We start from the raw sequence: 20430 nt of genomic DNA, 5'->3' as shown, positions 1-20430 counted from the left end.
AGTCCGGTTAATTCTGCTTCGTTTTCCCTGCTGGGGAATTCACTCAAAATTTCACACGCACACGATATGTGAGTGCGGATGAACCCTCCGCAGGCACTGCCACTTTCCATTCCGCGGTATTGCTAACCGGTTTTTTGTGAGGATGATTTTCCTCCAGCATTTTCCAGTCGCCCGGAATAGGCTCTTGCACAGTCACTGTGACCGCTTCTTTCTTAGCATTTTTAATCACGATTTCATAAGCGCTCTCAAATTGATTTACATTGTCGCCTTTGTTTAAGCTCTTGAAGTCAATTTGTTTCTTATTGGCTGTCACATCAAATGCTTGGCCTAACTTGATGCGCACCGTCTCGTTTTTAGGTGTGTGATCAATGTTATCCTCCCCGACAAATTGCGCATTTCCGGCTTGATCACGTTTGTACACCCGGATCGTGCCTTTGGGTAAGGGTATTCCTAATCGGTCTGCCTGTTTATTATCAAATTGCACCATGACACTCACTTTGTTTTTCCGGCCCAGATCACCATGTCCGGAAAAGTAATAATAGTCGTTCCCCATCAGAATAAGTTCTTTTCTTATCGGAATGCTGGAAGCATTCAGTAACGCAACTTGCTTGGATTGATTCTCATTGATCGTCGTCAATCTATCCAAGCTATATAAGTGATACTCCATTAACGATTCTTGGGCCATTGAAGGAGCTGCGGCGTCCATCGCACCTTTCGCATGCATCGCTAGCGGCCTTATGACTTCATTTTGCACCCGGTTGATATCACCAGCCACCAGTTGCAATCTTGCATTGACATAACTGGTACCGCTGGTATTAACCAATGTAACCCAACCCGACAAATCCATCCGCTCGTCACTATCGTTGAGTTCCGCCACATAATCCGCTTTCCAGGATAAACCACCGGTCAAATAGCTAAGCTCGAGCTTTTGTATTGTTTGACCGCCAATCACTCCTTTCATGACCAAAGTAGGTCGATCACGTAAATTATCAGGCACATTCTCAAAGATTATTCTGCCCGGCACTCCAGTTTCTATGCGATCGGCAATTTTGAGCACGACGCCATCATTAACAGCCAATACCGTCGCACTTTCTTTACTTTCTACGCCGGTAGCCGGATTAATTCTCGCAACAGATACCGTCTTCCCTACATATTTATTCAGAAGACTTTGTGGCGTCAGCAAGTCAAAATTAAAATTTTGCTCAAGGACCGTAAGACCGGTTGGATCACTGATACTCCGCAACAATGCGGTTTCAGGCCGGATCAGCGCGCTCACATCACGCCAGGCCAAATTAAACTCGCCATTGATGATGTCAATATGCCGCAAATCTTTTACTAGCGCCAAATCATTGTTATAAATAGTGACGGCGACCGATTTCTGATCTTTCAGAGTACTTAACAACTCTTCGGAATCGGTCATCGCGGCTGCAAAATTGTAAAACCATACACAACAGAATGTAATTAACCCATGACTAAACTGACGATGAATTTGGACCATTTTCATGAGGCGCAACTTGTGTTTTAAGATTATTTGTCAGGTTTGGAGCGCCCGAAAGATAAAACTTTAGCGGTTGGCGCATTCTCGAGTGATTTAAGTATTTCTTTAGGTTCTTGGAGTACTTTTAAGAGCCCATTATCGCCAAGAACATTGGCCCACATTTTCTGGGATATCTGCAAACAAGCGGCCATAGGGTTACTTGCTTGCCTGCGTATTTGATCGACTTGCCACTGCAAGCCCGTCATGCGCTGCCTTAAATGCAATGGTGACTGCGTTATCAGATCATCGATCATTTGTTGTCGCAGCGCTTCGAATTTTTCGGGCTCCTGCTGTGCAAGCTGCGACCAAAGATCAAAGTCAAAATCTGGTGCTTTTTCTTCATCCATAGAAATATTAGCATCCCATTCTTAACGAATATGCTCGCTCTTGGTTGATGATACTCGTTGAAACTAATTGATATAAGCCAGCAAGAACTTACTGCGAAATACCCAAGCTATCATCAGCTTTGTCTCATGAGAGACGAAACACTACATGGGTTATTATAGGTGAAAAATAAAAAAGCCGGAGTCCAGTATCATTTGAAATCCGGCTTTTTGTTGGATGCAGCTTTACTGCAGGTTATTTAAACTGATCTGCCAAACCAGAGAGCATTTTAACTTTCTCGGTCATTGCACGGCTCGATGTCGATAATTTTTCAACCAGCTGCCCATTATGCTGAGTGACCTCGTCAATTTGTGAAATCGCCTGGTTGATTTGCTCGATCCCGTTGGCTTGCTCCATAGATGATTGAGAAATTTCACCAACGATGTCCGAGATTTTCTTAACACTGTTTGTAATCATTTTCAATGAGTCAGCGGACTGATTAACAAGCTGCGTACCACCTTCCACTTTAGCCACGCTATCATTAATAAGATCCTTAATCTGTTTTGCAGACTCTGCGCTACGGCCAGCCAAAGTGCGCACTTCATTAGCAACCACTGCAAATCCCCGTCCCTGCTCACCGGCTCGTGCTGCCTCAACAGCCGCATTCAATGCTAGCAAGTTGGTCTGAAAAGCTATCTCGTCAATGACATTGGTAATGTCGGCAATTTTTTTACTACTTTCGTTAATTTGTGACATTGCCTGAATAGTGCTGGAAACCACATCGCCGCTTTTCTCGGCCTGTTTACGCGCTTCCATAACCAATATATTGGCTTGTTTTGCATTTTCAGCATTCTGCTGAACCGTAGAGGTAATTTCCTCCATGCTGGAAGCGGTTTCTTCCAAACTGGATGCTTGATTTTCAGTACGCCCAGACAAATCAACGCTACCTGTAGCAATATCTTCCGCTGCATGTTCCAGTATCAGCGATGAATCTTTCACCCGGCCAATAGCGGTGCGAAGTTTTGCGACTTGGAATATCTGCGCATACTCCAATTGCCCCAGCTCATCAGTCCGTCCGGTATAAACGTAACGCGCTACCGGATCATTGTTAATTTTTTCAGATTTCGCGGCTAACGCTCGGAGAGGGGCGAGCATTTGGTAAATCACCGAAAAACTAATCATGCTGCCTACTGAAAATCCGATTAATGCAAAAAGTAATGAAACCTGTTCTGCTGCCGCCAGGCCGGCAAACAGCAATGCAAAAACACCCGTAATTGCCAGCGCAATTTTGGTTGATATTCCCATAGGAAATCGAGTGAGTTTTACTGCATCTAATTTTGAACGCTTTTTATCTTCAGGAGATTTTTTTGACATGATCTTAGCGTACAGAGCCTCCGCACGATCAACCCAAGCTTTTTCCGGTTTAACCCGAACCGATTGGTAGCCAACAATTTTGCCATCTTCATACTGCGGACTGGCAAAGGCATCAACCCAATAGTGATCACCACTCTTGTGACGGTTCTTTACCATACCCATCCATGGATTTCCCGCTTTGAGCGCTTCCCATAACATTGCATAGGCTTCAGGCGGCACATCGGGGTGACGAATGATATTGTGATTTTTATTTTCGAGCTCTTCCCAGGTATAACCACTCATTCGCACGAAATCTTCGTTCACAGCTGTGATCGCACCTTTCATATTAGTAGTCGAGATAATCACACAATCATTATTCATTCCCATATCGCGTTGGGTAACGGGCTCATTAATTCTCATAGCATATTCTCACTCTGTTGAACAAGGAAGGTAGGTAGGTTTTTTCTTACGACAAAAACCTTAGTTACTTTAGTATTTTTGCTATGCTATTGAAGAAAAAATTTTCACATGCGCATAAGATAATGAAAAATAAGGTTTTACATTGACCCGCTATCCGATAAACATCAATACTTTCTTATCGGGATCCCTGCACTTAGCAGTGCCATTTCGCTAACAATGACTACATATCAGTAGGAATTATTACTACCTTAGCTCTCGGATTCTCTTTCAGGTATGCGCTTTATATAAAAGGCTAAAACGCCGCCAATCACAACCAGCATGACCTTCTGCCAAATTTCCGGGACAATCAAAATGGAACTCCCGAATGAGATTGCCATCAATAGATAAGCCCAGCGCTTAACACGCGGTGGAATACTGTGATAGAGCTGCCACTCACGAATAATCGGACCAGCTATACGATTTTCCAGCAATTTCCGATGAAAACGTTCCGAGCCTCGCGCAAAGCAGGCGGCTGCCAGCAAAATAAAAGGAGTTGTGGGTAACACTGGCAAAACAGCACCCAATATCGCCAGGAATAGTGCTAAAAAACCCGCGCCCAAATATAAAAAACGAACAAATGGCGATTCATGCAGACACAACAAGTCGACCGATTGCACGTTTCCGGTTAATCGAACATTTTGGTTTGGCTCACGCGGTTCTGATACACTCATTTGAAATTAGTCGATTTCTCGAATGATTTGAAAAAGACGATAGATTATTGCCAGTTAGACAATATAAATCAAGCACTATCAGCGCGTCATAACGCCCAAAAATGATCGCTAAAAATGAAATGGCGTTACCAGCTATAATATAAGGCGCTATTCTTATTAACCTGGTTTCTTTTATTGTTGAGGACACTATGAAGAAGATAAAAGCATCATTGAGTTTCATTACTATCCTGCTTGCACTGGCGATACTTCCCCAAGCGACCTTTGCTTATAAGGATTCGGCTAGCAGCACGGACGATCCTGCATTTCAAAAAATTGACACAAAAGTCGGTACCGGTGAAGAAGCTGAAATCGGTAAAACCGTTAATGTGCACTATACCGGCTGGTTATATGACGAGGATGCTCCGAACAAGAAAGGTCCCAAATTTGACAGCTCGCACGATCGTAAGGAACATTTTTCATTCATGCTGGGTGCCGGGCGAGTAATCAAAGGCTGGGACAAAGGCGTTCAAGGTATGAAAGTGGGAGGACAACGCACATTGATCATCCCGCCATCGATGGCTTATGGTTCACGCGGCGCAGGCAATATTATTCCACCGGATGCTACGTTGATTTTTGAAGTGGAGTTAATCGGCTTAAAATCCGGTTCGTATCATTAGCCTTAACCTGAAAGATTCGTTCGTCCAGCGGATGAATCTTCAGTTGCGTGACCCACATAATCACTAGCCCGTTAGCCTCGTTGTACGTTATACGTTGTATCTTGAGACAGGATAAATTCACCACCGCTTGTTGATTAATCAGCATACGAAACCATCAACCGGCGGCAGAAACTGAGGGAGTTCCGTGATGACTGCAACCGGACAGCAACTTCACATGAAACGATTCCGCCGACTTGGTATCGGCTTTGGTATCGCAAGCGCGCTGATTGCACTGCTTGTCGCACTCGGTGTATTCTGGTTACCCGGCTTTGCCAAATCACAACTGGAAACACGCTTATCCGAACTGCTTCAGCGTCCGGTTACTATCGCGTCAATGGAATTCAAGCTGCATACGCTTGAGTTAATTGTTCACGACTTTCGAATCAACGACAAAGCGATCTCTCCAGAAACACCCGCTCCGTTGCTTTCATTCCAAAAATTGCATGTCGACCTAAGTATTGAATCGCTTAAACACCGAGCGCCGGTAGTCTCCGCAATAACACTCACAAATCCGCAAATACGCTTAATCCGAGAAACCAATGGACAATTCAATATTGCCGATCTGCTGGAAAAATTCGGTAAAACCGACGATAAAGATACTGAGCCAGACAAGCAAGCCAATCAATTTTCTATCAGCAATATCAACATTCAAGATGGTCGCATCGAATGGATCGATCGCAATAAAAACAGCGAGAGCACCATTTCGGAAATCAATTTGAATATTCCCGTCATCGCCCGCTTAAACGGCGCCGAAACCGCTTGGATAGAACCGCGATTCAGTGCCAAAATTAATGCTGCACCGGTTTCATTGACCGGTAAATTACAGCCCTTCGCCGCGCGGCAAGAAGCGACACTGAATTTGAAATTCGATAATATCGACATTGCGCATTACAAGCGCTACTTGTCGCTGCCGAAAGGTGTTCAACTGTTAACCGGCTATTATGACGGTGATTTAGCCATCACTTTCGATCAAGAATCCGACAAAGCGCCTAAATTCCTGTTAAACGGCACCACTACACTGCGACAGCTCTCTTTCCGTAATACCGCAGTAGCGACCCCCTATCAGGCCAGCTTGCAAAAACTCAATATCGCCTTCACAAAAACCGACCTTACCGGTAATGCGCCATTCCGCATCCAATTAAACAGTAATAAAATTGCGTTGATCCGCCAGAGCGATAATGAATCGGTCCTGGCGCTGGACAAGTTAAACATCAAAAGCATCAGCGTCAATAAAAACAAACAGCGCATTGCATTGGGCGACATCGCGCTGGATGGCCTTAAAGTTTCACTCCGGCGCGATGCACAAGGCGTAATTGATATCACTAAGTTATTCAGTTCCCAAACCGACATTGAAGCGGAAGCCACAGCTACCGTTGTGGCTGCGCAATCACGTATTCCGATTCCGTTGCATAAGCCTTCGCCAGGCTCAAGGAGCGCGATAACCACCGAAACCCAACCGGCAGCGGCAACTACTGCCAGCAGCAAACCGTGGACACCTGAGATTAAAAGCATTCAGCTTACCAATACCACACTCCGCTACGAAGACCTTTCGCTGGCTAAAGTCGCACCAATGGTTATCGATTCGTTGAACTTAAGTCTTGATAACATTGACCCGCACGGCGTCAACCCGCTTCATCTCATTTTGCAAGGACAAGTGAATCAACATGGCAGCATCAAAGCCAGCGGCTCTCTTGCATGGTCACCACTTGCTGCGGATTTGTCGCTCGATCTCAATTCTGTGGATATTGTATCTTTACAAGGCTGGTTGGGCGATCAATTGACCGTATTATTAACAAGCGGCGATATCTCCTTTAGCGGAAATATAAAAGCAGGTGGGGATCCTTTGAAAACTGAGATTAAAGGCCAGAGCAAATTGGCCAATTTCAATTTCTTTGATAGCCATCGCGCACATGATTTGCTGCATTGGAAAAAACTGGATATCGGCCAGCTCAATTTTATCAGCGACCCTCTTCGCATTGATATCGGCTCCATTCATCTGAGCGACTTTTTTGCGCGCATGACCATCCGGCCGGATGGCACGCTCAATCTGAAGCAAATCATCCGGCAAGAACAAAAAGCGCAGGATGCAGTGGCAGATACTGCCACCGCAAGCGCTTCACCGGCCAACACCAAACATGAAACACCGATTCATATCGATAAAATTTTTCTGCAAAATGGCCGCATCAACTTTAATGATCGTTTCATTAAACCGAATTATCACGCCAATCTGACCGCGCTCAACGGGCAAGTCGGTCCGCTGTATCCGGGCAAGTCAGGCAAAATCGATATTCGCGGCATGGTTAGTCAAATAGCACCATTACAAATCAGCGGAACAATTGATCCATTCAGTGCCGAATTGCTGCTGGATATCGTTGCGCATGTGAAGGATATCGATCTGCCGCCATTAAGCCCCTATTCGGCAAAATACATTGGTTACGATATTGAGAAAGGGAAATTGTCCGCAGATGTCAACTATCAAGTGGAAAATGGCGCACTGACCGCCGATAATAAAATCTTTCTGGATCAGTTCACTCTTGGCGAAAAAATCGACAGCGAGGCCGGATCGCTTCCAATCAGCCTTGCAATCGCGCTGTTGAAAAACCGCCGCGGTGAAATTAACATCCACCTACCGCTCAAGGGATCGATCAACGATCCCGACTTCAATCTCGGCGACATCATTTTTCAAGCAATTATCAATCTGATTACTAAAGCGATTACTTCCCCGTTCTCGCTACTCGGCGCGGTCATGGGCGACGGTGAAGAGATTTCGGAGATTCCCTTTGCCTCTGGTTATGCCACGATCGAGGAATCATCCGCCCAGAGACTGCAAACCTTGGCCGATGTGTTAAAAGACCGGCCCGCACTGGAACTGGAAATTTCCGGCCACTTCGATCCGGTAACCGACCATGAAGGACTAAAACACGCCATCCTGAAAAACACTGTCAAAGCGTATAAATTGGCGGATGATGCAAAAAAAGGTATAGCCGGCGGCACCATCGAGCAACTGACATTAACCCCGGAAGATTATGATAAATACCTCGAAATTGCTTACAAAAAAGAAAATTTCGACAAACCCAGAAACGCTATCGGCTTGGCAAAAACCCTGCCCAGTGCTGAAATGGAGCAACTGATGCTAGCGCACATCACGGTCAAAGACAACGACTTGCAAGTGCTAGCGGAAAATCGTGCGATCGCCGCGAGGAATTGGCTCATCGAAAACGGCAATGTCAACAGTGAACGGATTTTTGTTGTCGGCAGTCACAAAGATACCAGTGATGAACAGCACATGGGTAGCCGGGTTGAGTTTTTATTGAAGTAAGCGTTGTATTTTTCCAATTTCAGCTATTGAATGATTATTTCTCAATTTACTATGAAACACCGATTGTTTTGGGAACCGCTATCTCAGGTTCTATTCATTTGCCTGCTCATAGTGTTTTCGGCGCATTCCCATGCCGCCGAATCGCTTGCCATTAAACCGCATGAACAACCGGATACTTGTAACCCGAATGTTCCTCAAATCCGTGTAACCATAAACGGCGTGGGATCGGGTGGTGTGCTCAATGTTGAGCTGTACGACAATCCGGATTACTTCCTATTCAAAAAAGGGCGGGTGCTCAAGATTCGTGTTCCGGCATTGGAAACGCAGCAAAAAGTCTGCATGGACCTGACCCAGCCTGGTACCTACGCGGTGGCGGTTTATCAAGATTTGGACAGCAACCGCAAATTAAAAAAACAGTGGAACCAGCTCCCGCTTGAGCCATTTGGCTTATCGAACAACCCCGAGCAGCATTTCGGTTTTCCCAGATTCCGGGATTCGGCTTTTACCACTGGCCGTTTGGGTGCGGATATAGCGATTGATCTTAAACAACCGCCTGATCCATAACATCATGCGCATGTTAAGCAATCTTTTTATTACCCTGCTGATCGCTTACGTTTTCTTGGTGTTACTGGTGTATCTCATGCAATCCCGCTTGGTTTATTTCCCTGACAAGCACCTCAGCAATACACCCAGTGCACTCGATCTGGATTATTCTTCAATCAGTATCCCAACCAACGACGGTGAAACGTTGCACGGCTGGTGGATACCGGTGATGGAGGCCAAAGGAACGATCCTGCTGTTTCACGGCAATGCCGGCAATATCTCTCATCGTATCAATTACTTGACGATGTTTAGAAAGCTCGGCTACAACACTTTATTATTCGATTATCGCGGCTATGGCCAAAGCAGTGGCAAACCATCGGAATCCGGTACCTATCTGGACGCACAAGCGGCTTGGCGCTACTTGACTGAAACCAAAGGCATTTCGTCTGAACACATCGTTTTGTTCGGCGAATCGCTTGGCGGCGCCGTGGCCGCCTGGCTGGCTGCCCGGGAAAAACCGGGGCTGCTCGCGCTGGCTTCGGCATTTACTTCCGTTCCGGGACTGGCTGCGGAAATTTATCCCTTCTTACCGGTACGCTGGATCAGCCAGTTTGAATATAACACGTTAAGATCGTTGCAATCGGTCCGTTGCCCGGTTTTTATCGCACACAGTCCGCAAGATGATATTGTGCCGTTTCACCATGGCCGGCAATTATTTCAAGCAGCCCATGAACCCAAGCAGTTTCTCGAACTGGAAGGCAGTCACAATACCGGCTTTATTTTTATGCAACCTGCATGGAAAAAGACTTTAGGTACTTTTATGGGCGATCATTTAAGTTCTGAATAATTGTCATTTTGAGCATCGTGAGAAATCGATAGTAGTGACTAGCCAAGATTCCTCATTTTATTCCGTGACATATAAATATTATTCAGAGACCCTTCAAATTCCATCCTTTCAGCAAATTCTTCATTAATCCCTTCGATTACCGTGCTCATGATCTTTTTTGCCTCGACCTCCATGATCATCTTTGTCACGGTCTTTATGATTGCCGCGCCCAGGATGATCGCGCCCCCCCTCTCTGTCTTGAAAATACTGCTGTGAATGTCGGTGCGAATCACCATTGCGTTCCCGATAATGATCGGATTCGCGCCCGCCATAATAGCCTCCTGGTTGTGGACTCTGGTTGTGATAATGTGGCACATAGACATTGTTGTACCATTCTTGTTGCACAAAATAAACGGGCTGATAGCATGCGTTATAACGGTGGCAATATTTGTTCCATCGTTTGGCATGGCCCGGAGGCACATATAAGTATATCGGCTGTTGTTGAACAGCTATCGCGGGGGGAATCGCCAAAACCGGATTCGGAAAAATCAATTGCGGTACCGGATACTGATTACCCAAGGTGATTTGGCCATAAAATCCAGGTTGACCGATGCTGATGGTAACGCCTACATCACCTGCCAATGCGGGTATTGGAATAACTGAAGCCAGTGCTATCAATAAAAAAGTTCGCATGTGGAAACCTCTTGTGCATGAAAAAAACATGGTTAAAAATGAAGTATGTCTTTGGCTATTTCTTTAAATAGTACTTTACTCTCGGCATCCAAGTAAAAAAATAAATGGCTGTATCCAAACAATACGATTCCCCTATAATCGTTTTGACGGTGATCACCTATATTCGCTATGAAAAATAGCATCGTAATATTAAACACAGAACACAGGAGTCCAAAATTTCTGGCATCAAGCAAACCACTTACGATTTGGCTGCCAAAGTCGGAGTAAACCTTACCGCACGAGGCTGGATGCTGGTAACCGCCGAGTCTTGTACCGGTGGCTGGGCCGGGCAGGCTATCACCGCCATATCCGGCAGTTCCGCATGGTATGAACGCGGTTTTATCACTTACAGCAACACCTCAAAACACGAAATGCTTGGCGTGCAAAAAACTACACTGGATCAATTCGGCGCAGTTTCGCCACAAACAGCAACGGAAATGGCAGCCGGCGCGCTAAACCGGAGTTATGCGCAAATCAGCATCGCCATCACCGGCATTGCCGGACCAGATGGCGGCACTGCCGAAAAACCGATCGGGATGGTGTGTTTCGGTTGGGCTCACAAAAACGGTTTAATACGGCAGGAAACATATTATTTCAACGGAAATCGCGAAACTATCCGGTATCAGGCGGTTATCACTGCCTTGCAAGGTGTTCTGAAACTAATCGATGAAATACCGCTGATTGCCTGACGATCATGAGCTTTAACCGATGAACCGCAACACTTCTCTGCTCAAAAGGCATTATGTTTTTCTCTCGGTTCTGTTGATCGGTGCTTGTCTGCTTGCTATGGGAATTTATGTCGACCGGCTGCATTCCCGTCATAGCCAGCATGAATTGCACAATTCGATGTTAATCCGGTTGAGTCTGTTGCGCGCCAACCTGGAAGGAAAAATCACCAGCAATGCGCAATTGGTTCAAGGGTTGGTTGCTTCGATTTCCGTTGAACCGAATCTGTCGCAAGACAAATTTGCGGAACTGGCGCGTCATTTGTTTAACAAACAATCGCAACTGCGCAACATCGGCGGCGCCCCCGATCTGGTTATCCGCTACATGTATCCTATCCAGGACAATGAAGCGGCTATCGGTCTCGATTTGCGCAAGCACCCCGAACAACTCGATGCAGTTTTACGGGCACGCCGCAGCGGTCAAATGGTGTTAGCCGGACCACTTGATCTGGTGCAAGGAGGACTCGGCTTGATCGCACGCATACCGGTATTTACGGATGACCCTGAAACCGGCAATCAGGTATTCTGGGGCGCCATTTCCGCAGTCATCGACGTGAACCGGCTGTATCGAGCCAGCGGCTTGCCGGATTTCGCCCGGGAATTCGATATCGCCATCCGCGGTAAGGATGGGTTAGGTAAGGACGGTGAAGTATTTTTCGGCGCCGCGCAAATTTTTGAGCAACAACCGGTATTGCTGGATATCACCTTGCCAACAGGTTCCTGGCAAATAGCGGCGATTCCGAAAGGCGGATGGCCTACGGTTAGCAGCGATCAATTATATTTCCGCTTAGGATTGATTGTTACCGGCGCGCTAATACTGTTGCCATTGATCATCATCGGTAAATTCCACCAAAAAAGGCTGGCAAGCGAAGTACGCCTAAATGCGCTATTCGAGATGTCACCGGTCGGAATTACCCTTAACGATTACCGTACCGGAAAATTTCTCGAGGTTAATAACGCCTTGCTAACACCCACCGGTTATACCCGCGCGGAATTGTTGAATCTTACTTATTGGGATATTACGCCCAACGAATACTTCCAGGGTGAGAAAGAGCGGCTGAATACTTTGGATCGGCAAGGATATTACAGTGCTTTCAAAAAGGAATATATCCGCAAGGATGGCAGCCGTTATCCGGTTGAATTGAACGGCGTGGTCATTTACGATGCTTCCGGACGAAAGCTTATCTGGTCGATTGTGGAAGATATTACGATCAGCTTGCACGCTGAACGCGCGTTGCTTGAAAGCAAGAAAAAATACCAGCAACTGGTCGAAAATATTGGCGATAAATTCGTCATTTACAGCCACAAAGCACATACCGGTGTCATGACTTATGTGACCGGCGGTATGGAAAAGATTTTCGGATTGAATAATGCGGAAGTGATTGGCAGATCCTGGGATCAGCTAATCAATTGGCTGCCCGATTCCCGTGAACAAGCCTATGGTGTGGTTAAAAGCATGATTGCAGGAGAAATCGGCTTTTTCCAGTTCGAGATGAGTTTCATTCACCCCAATGGCACTGAACGAACGATTCTCGCCTCCTGCCATCCTGCAACCGATGAGCAGGGTGACATAGCCATCGAAGGCATCGTTGAAGACATCACGGAACGTAAAGCCGCCGAGCGCGCAATAATCGCCGCACAGCAAGAAGCCGAACGCGCCAATAAAGCGAAATCCGAATTTCTCTCGCACATGAGCCATGAACTGCGTACCCCGATGAATGCCATTCTGGGCTTCAGTCAGTTATTGGAAATGGAAAAACTCGATGAATTACATTTGAAATATATCAAGGAAATTAGAAACGCCGGTGTTCACTTGCTGACGTTAATCGACGATGTGCTTGATTTGGCTAAAATCGAATCAGGACGAATCGATTTGAAACTGGAAGCGGTTGCGCTAACGCCGCTGCTGGAAGAATGCCTGGTGTTAACCGAGCTGCAGGCTGCCAGGCATGCAATTGTTATGACGCATACCGATTGTACTGACGCCGTGCTGCGTGCGGATCGCATTCGCCTGAAGCAGGTATTGATTAATTTGTTGTCTAACGCCATCAAATATAATCGCAAGGGTGGCAAAGTGCATATCGATTGCCGCCACTCCAATTCCCCCGGTTTTGTCCATATACGAATTACCGACACCGGAAAAGGGATCGCTGCAAACAAACTGATTGAGCTTTTTCAGCCATTTAACCGTCTTGATGCTGCCTATTCCGGGATTGATGGCACCGGTATCGGACTTTATTTGACGCGCCAATTGGTGGAATCCATGCACGGCCGGATCGGGGTCGATAGCACACCGGATCAAGGCAGCACTTTCTGGTTTGAATTGCCCATTGATTCCTTGTCCGGTTACTCCGCGACATTCGTCGACTTACCCTCAGCGGGCCCCTTCTTACCCTTGCCATCACCACACAAAGAGCAAGTCATTGTCTACATTGAAGACAATGTATCCAACATCGAGCTGGTCAAACAATTCATGAACCATCGCCCGCAAACCCGGCTACTGACAGCACTCACGCCGGAGCAGGGACTGGAGCTGCTCCAACAACACCAACCGGATTTAATTTTATTGGATATCAATTTGCCGAGCATGAGCGGCTTTGAAGTACTCAATCGCATCCGGCAACTACCCGCCTACACCACCACACCGGTGATCGCGGTGACCGCCAGAGCCATGCCGGATGATATCGAAGCCGGCCTGAAAGCAGGCTTTACCGCTTATCTGACGAAGCCTCTCGATATCGAGCGATTTCTGAAAATCATCGACAGCATTGATCGCCTTTGATCGTTGCCATAATTCTGTCAGTCCGTCCGGTTCTATTATTGTCTGAAATAAAACCGCTTATAAATCCATTCCGCAGTAAAGCAGAAAAACACGATAAATAGCGCCACCATAACCCCTGTCATATTGGCATTCCATTGCTGTTGTATCAAAACGGCCAAGGCAAGCGAACACAAAACAAACCCGCTGAGTGGCACGACATTGTTACTTCCTGTAGCAGCGGACAATCTGTATCCCGAAAGATTGACAACAGAAAAAATAAGCAGGAATCCGACGCTACCCGCTGTCGAAATGCTTTCCAGATTCAAGGTATTCGACAGGATCAGGGTCAGTACCGCGGTAATCAGCAATCCGACCGGCTGGTTCCATAACTGGTATGTCAATTCCCTGGGCAGTTCGTCGTCCTCGGCTATTTCGTAACTGACCCTGCTGCCGCCGTACAACGTTGCATTGATTGCTGAAAACGTTGAAATAAGCGCAGCAACGGTAATGATGATAAATCCGGTATTTCCGAGCAATGGTCTTGCAGCTTCGGCAAGCACATAGTCTTTTGAATCGGCTATTTTGTCGAAAGACAAGGATCCTACGGTTACGACGGCGATCACAATGTACAGAACAATTACAAAAACCACGGAGTAATAATACGCCCGGGGAATGTTTTGTTCCGGGTTCTCGATGTCAGGCACCGCATTTGCGATCAACTCAAAACCTTCATACGCCACAAAAATCACCATTCCGGCTGTAACGAGCAGAAGCGGTTTTTCCCAGTTTTCAGGCGAAAGCTGCGGTAAATTCGGATTGCCGGTCAATCCATAAATACCGATAGCGACAAAAGCCAGCAAGATGATCAATTTGATTATAACTGCATAGGATTCAATTTCTCCAACCACCTTTATGCTGAAATAATTGATCGCGGAAGCACACAAGACAACGAGACTTGCATAGATATGATAATCCACAGTGCTGTTCACAATGCTGAAAAGATTGGGCGCATACGAACCGAATGCCGACGCGTAAAGTGACAGCATGATGACGTAGCTTACCCACAGAAGATTATTGATACCGCCGCTGAAGACAGTATAACCAAACCCTTGGTTAACAAATTTCACGGTGCCACCTCTGTCGGGATAAGCCAGCGACAGCTTCACATAGCTGTACGAGGTTACCAGGGCAATAATTCCGGCAAATAAAAACGCCACAGGCGTTCCTCCTTTAGCCAGAATAACTGCCAACCCCAGCACGGCAAAAATACCGCCGCCGACCATTCCGCCGATCCCGATTGATATGGCCTCTTTCAGTCCGATTTTTTTGTTCATTTGCAGCTGTGATATTAACTCTTTTATTTTATTGCCATCAGCTTGTATAGAATGCACATCTTAAAACCAATGAAGACAACAAACTTCCAGGCGTTGTATCAATGATCCTTGAGGTTCCTTATTGCGAAGGATGTTAATATCAGCATGGTGCCGTTCATGATCAAGTTGATCGCAAGCAAAGTCCCAAGAGCAACGCCGGCCAGTTGATCAATCTGAACGAAAAGGGTGATGCCCAGCAGGATCGGAATGACACCACCGAACAATAACCAGCTCCAACCGCGAAAAGCCCGCAGCTGAAAGGCATAAAAAATCTGCGCGCCGCCATAGACTACCAGTAGCACCGCAACGACAAGCGTAAGGCTGATAATGCCGTCCAGCGGTCTGAGAATAAGTACAATACCCAGTAGCACGGACAAGACACCCGATGCGGCAACCCAGAATTTTCCTTTTTGTCCGCTTTGAAAGGCCTGCAAGATACTCGCAATGCCGGAAAAAACGAATATCCAGGCAGCCAGCATTTCTGCGGTAAAAGTCGCAAAGAACGGGCGATATACGGAAAAAAAGCCTCCGATCAGACAAATAATTCCTACGATCAGAAACCAGTACCAATGGCTGCGTAATTCATGAATATCTTCGGGCTTCAGGTCAATAACGGTTTTCATACGATTTCAATCCCATAAAAATTGTCTAGATTCACTCCCACGAGCAGACGGCAAAACCCGGCTTTCATGGTTTTATCCTATTGCAAAAAAAATGGAGCGACGGAAAGCATTGTACTCCGGTATTCCACCTCTCTTTCGACCCTGGCGGGTCGCATGCGTTCAGCAACACGCCATTTTGCCATTCATGAGAGAATGGCTTGAAGCAGAGTAATCAATTGATTGACCGGGATTCGATAGAGAAAGCGTTATTGGTTAAAAAAATACCCATTAACTTTCAGATAAATCTGGAATCACATCAGAAATCACGAGATTCCACAAATATTTCAATCAGATAATTCTCCTGGGTGCATTAATCTAAGGGTTTCCCCTAGAACAAAACCAGAGTTTCCCCAATATTAATCCTTCACTTGCTTCGTTATTATGCACACCATAATCAATTGGGAGCCATTCATCATGAATAAAAAACTATCTGTCTATCTCGCTATTGTACCTATCTTCATGGTATTGATCGGTTGCGCACAAGTCGGATCGGTCAACCCGCAAGACACAGTTGGTAAGAATGCAAAAACCCATCAAGAGCATAATAACTTGGCTTCGTACTACGATAACATAGCTATGGAAATGGATAGCAAAGTGGCACAAAATAAAGCCCTACTCAAAGATTACGAAGGCCATAGCGAATACTATGGAAGACGTGGACAGGATTTTCATTCTCACGCAACGGCAAATCTTCGTCATTATGAGCAAGAAGCACAAAATGCGTTGAAAAAAGCTGAATTTCATCGCAAGATCGCAGCGGAATTGCTGAAACGGGACTACGCTCAATCATCTGAAGCCGATCCAACTGCTACCCGCAAAATTAAAGTAAAGCTGGAATCAGATTCAGACAATAAATTGAATTAAAATCATTGGATAAAAATACTATTCATATCCATTATGTAACTTTAAAGCGTATCTAAGCGCAACCTATAGGAAATTCCATTCCCCTTGCTTTCGGTCTTAATAAGACCGGACGCGGGGGAATGGAATTTTTGCGTATTCCGGAACCTCACAAATGCTTATTGATAAATGATGCGAACGTTTAAACTGCTGGCTGCTGTCGCAAGCAGCGCATTATTTTGTGCTTTTTTTTCAGGAACTATCCAGGCTGCCGATCCGCTACAAAATTTTATCAAATACAGTCGGTTGGAATTAGGCGGCTGGGTCAATGGCGGTGCAACCTTCAATCCGAGTCAATCGGGTGGATTCAACGGCCCGGTGATTTTTGCCGATCAAGCGAACCGCTTTCAATTAAACCAATTGAATCTGTTTTTACGCCGTTCGGTCGTCTCCGAAGGGAAAGCATGGGATTTCGGCGGGCGCTTCGATTTCATGTTCGGAACCGATGCCATCTTCACGCAAGCCTTCGGTGTGCCAACCTTTGATGTCAATTCCGGCGAACCGCTCAAGCGAAACAACTGGGATTTGGATTTATGCTGCAATTCATCGCGAACCTACGGCATCGCATTACCGCAAGCGTATCTGGAAACCTTTGTACCGATCGGTAATGGATTGAATGTCAAGCTCGGACACTTCTATACCCCGACAGGCTTTGAAACCGTTCCGGCGCCCGATAATTTCTTTTATACACGCGCATACACTTTGAATGTTGGCGAACCTTTCACGCACACCGGCATGTTGGCCAACTACACCATCAATAATAACTGGCAGATTCTAGGGGGGCCGCTTACCGGCAGCGCCAATGGCGGTTGGGATGGCGGCTGGGACAAGCAATTGGGAAATTGGTCCGGGCTCGCCGGGTTTACCTGGACAAACGACAGCAAAGCAACCACGTTTCATTTTTCCGGAACGTATGGACATGTTTCCACTCGGACTGATGAAATCTGGGCATTCTACAATGTGGTCTTACAACATAAAATAACACCCAAAACGTTGCTGGTTCTGCATCATGTGTATGGTGAAGTCAGCGGAGTGCTGCTGAACAATTTGAAATATACCAACGTCGTTCGAGATGCCGAATGGATGAGTGCCATTGTGCATTTGTACCACGATTTCACCGACAATCTGGCAATCGGTGCGCGCGCTGAATGGTATCGCGATCAAGACGGTTTCCGCAATCCGTCGCCGTTCCGGATCGCCGCCGCCACCAATGTAGTCAACGGTGCCGCAGTAAGTTATGCGGGCAACCTGAACAGGGTTACGATAACCCCGGCCGATTATTACGATCTAACTGTCGGTTTAAATTGGAAAGCTGCCAAATCGTTAGGACTGAAATCCGAATTATTGCAGAAATTACGCATCCGCCCCAATATCCGCTACGACCGGGTGGATGCCTTCCGCGCGGAAGCATACCGGCCTTTTGCAGGCCATAAAGACCAAATTTTGTTTTCTCTGGATTTTGTACTGCCCTTCTGATCTTGCCCAGCGAATGCTGGAAAGTGTCGTGCAAGCATCTCAATACGATTGGCGGCAAATTGATCAACTGCTTTCCCGTCTCTGTTGCCACTTCAGCGTTCCATAGGTACCCAGGTAAGTCCCGATAAACGCTGCCACGACATACGCGTGATTCTCGACATAATTGGTAATGGTAAATGCATTGGCCAGTATCAGCGTCGCCGACCAAAACGCCGCAGCATGCGGGTTTTTATTACTGAGGTTAATGAAATACAAGGTACCGCAAACGTTAGCAAACCCCATGGATAGGGCAACCAAACAAAAGGTAACAATCGAGAAATCCATATTATTGCCCGATAATCAGGCCACTTGTTATTTCATACCTCATTATAATTCGGTGCAATAACTCTTGCGCGCGACTTTGCTATCAACGACCCCATGGAATTAAAAAATCCGCATCGGTGTGAAATAGTGCTTAAATGCAGTGAAAATGATCCGGCAAAATAGCAATGGCATTCATGCAGAAAGGATAGCGTTATTGGGTGTATTCGAATGCACTGCGAAATAAATCGATTTGTTCAATCAATAAAGCGGTTAACCTTACGTTCGGCCTACCTCATCGGACGACACTATCATTAGTTATAAATTAAGCTAACAAAGGGAGTCCAACATTTACCTGATGGCTTCTAAAAATTTTAGAGTGATTTGCTCGAATGATATCGCTAGCAACAAAAAAGGCCGCATCATGTAAGAATGCGACCTTCATTTACATGGTGCAGCTTCCTCGTTAGTCGGCAATACGGCGACGACTTATCCACCCGATCAGCACTAAGCCCATGCCAAGCATTGCGTAGGTGCTAGGTTCAGGTACAGCGGTGAGTATCAGTTCCGCTGTAGCGCTATTGCCTACCGTGTCATATGCAACCGCAGTGAAGATATTGGCACCAAAGAATAGTGTGGCGTTGGGTAGTACGAAGTTACCCAGGCCATCAATAGCGATATGGCTGATGAACGAACCATCATTCATCGTTACATCCACGTGATCGATACCAACCAGATTGCCAGCCGTGCCATTGAACAGATCCACTAAACCGGTTAGATCGCTGGCGTTAGTATAGATGCCGTTCCCTGCAGTAGCGATACTCTGCATCGTCAACACGTCATGGCCAGGAATACCTACAGTATGAATAGCATCGACACCGAAACCCAGTGCGGCAGCAGCACTGGCAACTGCAGCAGCGCGATTGCTCTCGCCGTCTGACACCACCACCATCATTTGGGTGCGGCCATCGGTATGATTGGAACCGATAAGCTCGGTAGTTGCGCGATCGATACCTGCGTCAATGGCTGTTCCGCCCGAAGCATCAATTGCTGCGATTGCCGAAAGCACCGAAGCTGAGTCGCTGGATAACGGTGTAAGTCCTTGAAGAAGCGAAGCACTACTATCGAAATCGACTACGGCAACCGAAGTACTACTCACCGGCAGCGCATTTACCAGCGCGGTAGAAGCTTCTTCCAACCAAGCGTTGCGCGTTTTTCCGCTATCTATAATTCCCATGCTGCCGGATGAATCAAGCACCAAAGCAAGGTCGAGACCGGTACCACCAATGATGCCGCTGGCATTGGCATTACCAAACGGATTCACCACTTCACCTACAGAATACGTTGCAAGAGGAGAGGGTCCTGTCCACGATACCGCCACTGCAGCCAACGATGCACTCGATACACCGAATCCAAATGATGCTACTGCGGAAACTGCAAGCCAATGTTTGATAATTTGTTTCATCAGTATTTTCCTTTATCGATAATTTTTGACCATACCGCTACGAGATATTTGCTCAGAAATGAATAGCAGAGATAAAAAACTACTATCCACCTAATGGCAACAAGATTCTAACCAATCCATCTCTATCGGAACAGATGTCATTTGTCCTTCGTAAGGTGCTATTTCTCAGCATCTTACCGGAAAAATATCCCGAGTAGATAAGGCTCTTTAAAGTAACTTATCGCAGATCTTTCAGACAAAGCCCCTTTTGCTTTTTGATACCGGATTTCTTATAAATAACTGAAATTTCGGTTTCGCATTATTTTTCCC

17 protein-coding genes are annotated in these 20430 nt (G+C 46.3%); 8 read left to right on the top strand and 9 right to left on the bottom strand.

Features of this window, described 5'->3' with window-relative positions:
- Positions 1–43 precede the first annotated feature (43 nt).
- From KF839_RS08390 to KF839_RS08375, 4 genes are all read right to left on the bottom strand, one after another.
- Entirely contained in the window at positions 44–1420 is a 1377-nt protein-coding gene (locus KF839_RS08390; protein ID WP_292917390.1) for a DUF4139 domain-containing protein, read from the bottom strand.
- Between the two features lie 107 nt (positions 1421–1527).
- Entirely contained in the window at positions 1528–1884 is a 357-nt protein-coding gene (locus KF839_RS08385; protein ID WP_292917389.1) for a DUF3135 domain-containing protein, read from the bottom strand.
- 232 nt (positions 1885–2116) lie between these two features.
- Complete coding sequence (locus KF839_RS08380) at positions 2117–3634, bottom strand: methyl-accepting chemotaxis protein (RefSeq protein ID WP_292917388.1); 1518 nt, start codon at positions 3632–3634, stop codon at positions 2117–2119.
- A gap of 248 nt (positions 3635–3882) precedes the next feature.
- The gene (locus tag KF839_RS08375) at positions 3883–4344 is read right to left on the bottom strand and encodes a YbaN family protein (protein WP_292917387.1); all 462 of its coding nucleotides are present in this window, start codon (positions 4342–4344) and stop codon (positions 3883–3885) included.
- A gap of 188 nt (positions 4345–4532) precedes the next feature.
- Here KF839_RS08375 and KF839_RS08370 point away from each other — a divergent pair, with 188 nt between their 5' ends.
- The 4 genes from KF839_RS08370 (at position 4533) to KF839_RS08355 (ending at position 9748) form a co-directional block, all read left to right on the top strand.
- Complete coding sequence (locus tag KF839_RS08370; protein WP_292917386.1) at positions 4533–5000, top strand: FKBP-type peptidyl-prolyl cis-trans isomerase; 468 nt, start codon at positions 4533–4535, stop codon at positions 4998–5000.
- A gap of 187 nt (positions 5001–5187) precedes the next feature.
- Positions 5188–8358: a DUF748 domain-containing protein gene (locus KF839_RS08365; protein WP_292917385.1), complete on the top strand. Its 3171-nt coding sequence runs from the start codon at positions 5188–5190 to the stop codon at positions 8356–8358.
- Between the two features lie 111 nt (positions 8359–8469).
- Positions 8470–8922 carry a DUF2141 domain-containing protein gene (locus tag KF839_RS08360; protein ID WP_292917384.1) on the top strand — a complete coding sequence of 151 codons (453 nt, stop codon included), beginning with the start codon at positions 8470–8472 and terminating at the stop codon, positions 8920–8922.
- Entirely contained in the window at positions 8894–9748 is an 855-nt protein-coding gene (locus KF839_RS08355) for an alpha/beta hydrolase (protein ID WP_292917383.1), read from the top strand. The genes KF839_RS08360 and KF839_RS08355 overlap by 29 nt, the downstream gene beginning before the upstream one ends.
- 123 nt (positions 9749–9871) lie before the next feature.
- Here the strand turns inward: KF839_RS08355 and KF839_RS08350 are convergent, their stop codons facing one another.
- Positions 9872–10420, bottom strand: coding sequence for a hypothetical protein (locus tag KF839_RS08350; RefSeq protein ID WP_292917382.1), 549 nt, complete (start codon positions 10418–10420; stop codon positions 9872–9874).
- 245 nt (positions 10421–10665) lie between these two features.
- On the opposite strand from KF839_RS08350, the gene KF839_RS08345 reads away from it, so the two are divergent.
- Both KF839_RS08345 and KF839_RS08340 read left to right on the top strand, forming a co-directional pair.
- Entirely contained in the window at positions 10666–11148 is a 483-nt protein-coding gene (locus KF839_RS08345) for a CinA family protein (protein ID WP_292917381.1), read from the top strand.
- A 19-nt stretch (positions 11149–11167) separates the two neighbouring features.
- The gene (locus KF839_RS08340; protein ID WP_292917380.1) at positions 11168–13966 is read left to right on the top strand and encodes a PAS domain S-box protein; all 2799 of its coding nucleotides are present in this window, start codon (positions 11168–11170) and stop codon (positions 13964–13966) included.
- Positions 13967–14001: 35 nt separating this feature from the next.
- On the opposite strand, the gene KF839_RS08335 is transcribed toward KF839_RS08340, so the two are convergent.
- Both KF839_RS08335 and KF839_RS08330 read right to left on the bottom strand, forming a co-directional pair.
- A complete protein-coding gene (locus KF839_RS08335) occupies positions 14002–15279 on the bottom strand; it encodes an APC family permease (protein ID WP_292917379.1) in 1278 nt (425 codons plus the stop codon).
- Between the two features lie 98 nt (positions 15280–15377).
- Complete coding sequence (locus KF839_RS08330) at positions 15378–15941, bottom strand: HdeD family acid-resistance protein (RefSeq protein WP_292917378.1); 564 nt, start codon at positions 15939–15941, stop codon at positions 15378–15380.
- Positions 15942–16394: 453 nt separating this feature from the next.
- Between KF839_RS08330 and KF839_RS08325 the strand changes: the two genes are divergently transcribed.
- On the top strand, positions 16395–16844 hold the full coding sequence (locus KF839_RS08325; protein ID WP_292917377.1) for a hypothetical protein: 450 nt from the start codon (positions 16395–16397) through the stop codon (positions 16842–16844).
- Positions 16845–17009: 165 nt separating this feature from the next.
- Positions 17010–18356 (top strand): porin, encoded by a 1347-nt coding sequence (locus KF839_RS08320; protein ID WP_292917376.1) that lies wholly within the window; start codon positions 17010–17012, stop codon positions 18354–18356.
- Between the two features lie 63 nt (positions 18357–18419).
- On the opposite strand, the gene KF839_RS08315 is transcribed toward KF839_RS08320, so the two are convergent.
- Both KF839_RS08315 and KF839_RS08310 read right to left on the bottom strand, forming a co-directional pair.
- Positions 18420–18680 (bottom strand): hypothetical protein, encoded by a 261-nt coding sequence (locus KF839_RS08315; RefSeq protein ID WP_292917375.1) that lies wholly within the window; start codon positions 18678–18680, stop codon positions 18420–18422.
- Positions 18681–19122: 442 nt separating this feature from the next.
- Positions 19123–20121, bottom strand: coding sequence for a VWA domain-containing protein (locus KF839_RS08310; protein WP_292917374.1), 999 nt, complete (start codon positions 20119–20121; stop codon positions 19123–19125).
- Positions 20122–20430 lie beyond the last annotated feature (309 nt).

Origin of the sequence: Nitrosomonas sp., from assembly GCF_019635155.1 — a bacterium.
In the GTDB taxonomy this organism is placed as follows: Bacteria; Pseudomonadota; Gammaproteobacteria; order Burkholderiales; family Nitrosomonadaceae; genus Nitrosomonas.
This window is presented reverse-complemented; position numbering and strand designations above follow the sequence as displayed.

Excerpts from the sequence above, each read along its gene's own strand:
- KF839_RS08340 (WP_292917380.1), top strand. The coding sequence starts at position 11,168 with ATGAACCGCAACACTTCTCTGCTCAAAAGGCATTATGTTTTTCTCTCG.
- KF839_RS08375 (WP_292917387.1), bottom strand. The coding sequence starts at position 4,344 with ATGAGTGTATCAGAACCGCGTGAGCCAAACCAAAATGTTCGATTAACC.
- KF839_RS08365 (WP_292917385.1), top strand. The coding sequence starts at position 5,188 with ATGACTGCAACCGGACAGCAACTTCACATGAAACGATTCCGCCGACTT.
- KF839_RS08390 (WP_292917390.1), bottom strand. The coding sequence starts at position 1,420 with ATGACCGATTCCGAAGAGTTGTTAAGTACTCTGAAAGATCAGAAATCG.
- KF839_RS08335 (WP_292917379.1), bottom strand. The coding sequence starts at position 15,279 with ATGAACAAAAAAATCGGACTGAAAGAGGCCATATCAATCGGGATCGGC.
- KF839_RS08370 (WP_292917386.1), top strand. The coding sequence starts at position 4,533 with ATGAAGAAGATAAAAGCATCATTGAGTTTCATTACTATCCTGCTTGCA.
- KF839_RS08315 (WP_292917375.1), bottom strand. The coding sequence starts at position 18,680 with ATGGATTTCTCGATTGTTACCTTTTGTTTGGTTGCCCTATCCATGGGG.
- KF839_RS08320 (WP_292917376.1), top strand. The coding sequence starts at position 17,010 with ATGATGCGAACGTTTAAACTGCTGGCTGCTGTCGCAAGCAGCGCATTA.
- KF839_RS08330 (WP_292917378.1), bottom strand. The coding sequence starts at position 15,941 with ATGAAAACCGTTATTGACCTGAAGCCCGAAGATATTCATGAATTACGC.
- KF839_RS08385 (WP_292917389.1), bottom strand. The coding sequence starts at position 1,884 with ATGGATGAAGAAAAAGCACCAGATTTTGACTTTGATCTTTGGTCGCAG.
- KF839_RS08325 (WP_292917377.1), top strand. The coding sequence starts at position 16,395 with ATGAATAAAAAACTATCTGTCTATCTCGCTATTGTACCTATCTTCATG.
- KF839_RS08380 (WP_292917388.1), bottom strand. The coding sequence starts at position 3,634 with ATGAGAATTAATGAGCCCGTTACCCAACGCGATATGGGAATGAATAAT.
- KF839_RS08350 (WP_292917382.1), bottom strand. The coding sequence starts at position 10,420 with ATGCGAACTTTTTTATTGATAGCACTGGCTTCAGTTATTCCAATACCC.
- KF839_RS08310 (WP_292917374.1), bottom strand. The coding sequence starts at position 20,121 with ATGAAACAAATTATCAAACATTGGCTTGCAGTTTCCGCAGTAGCATCA.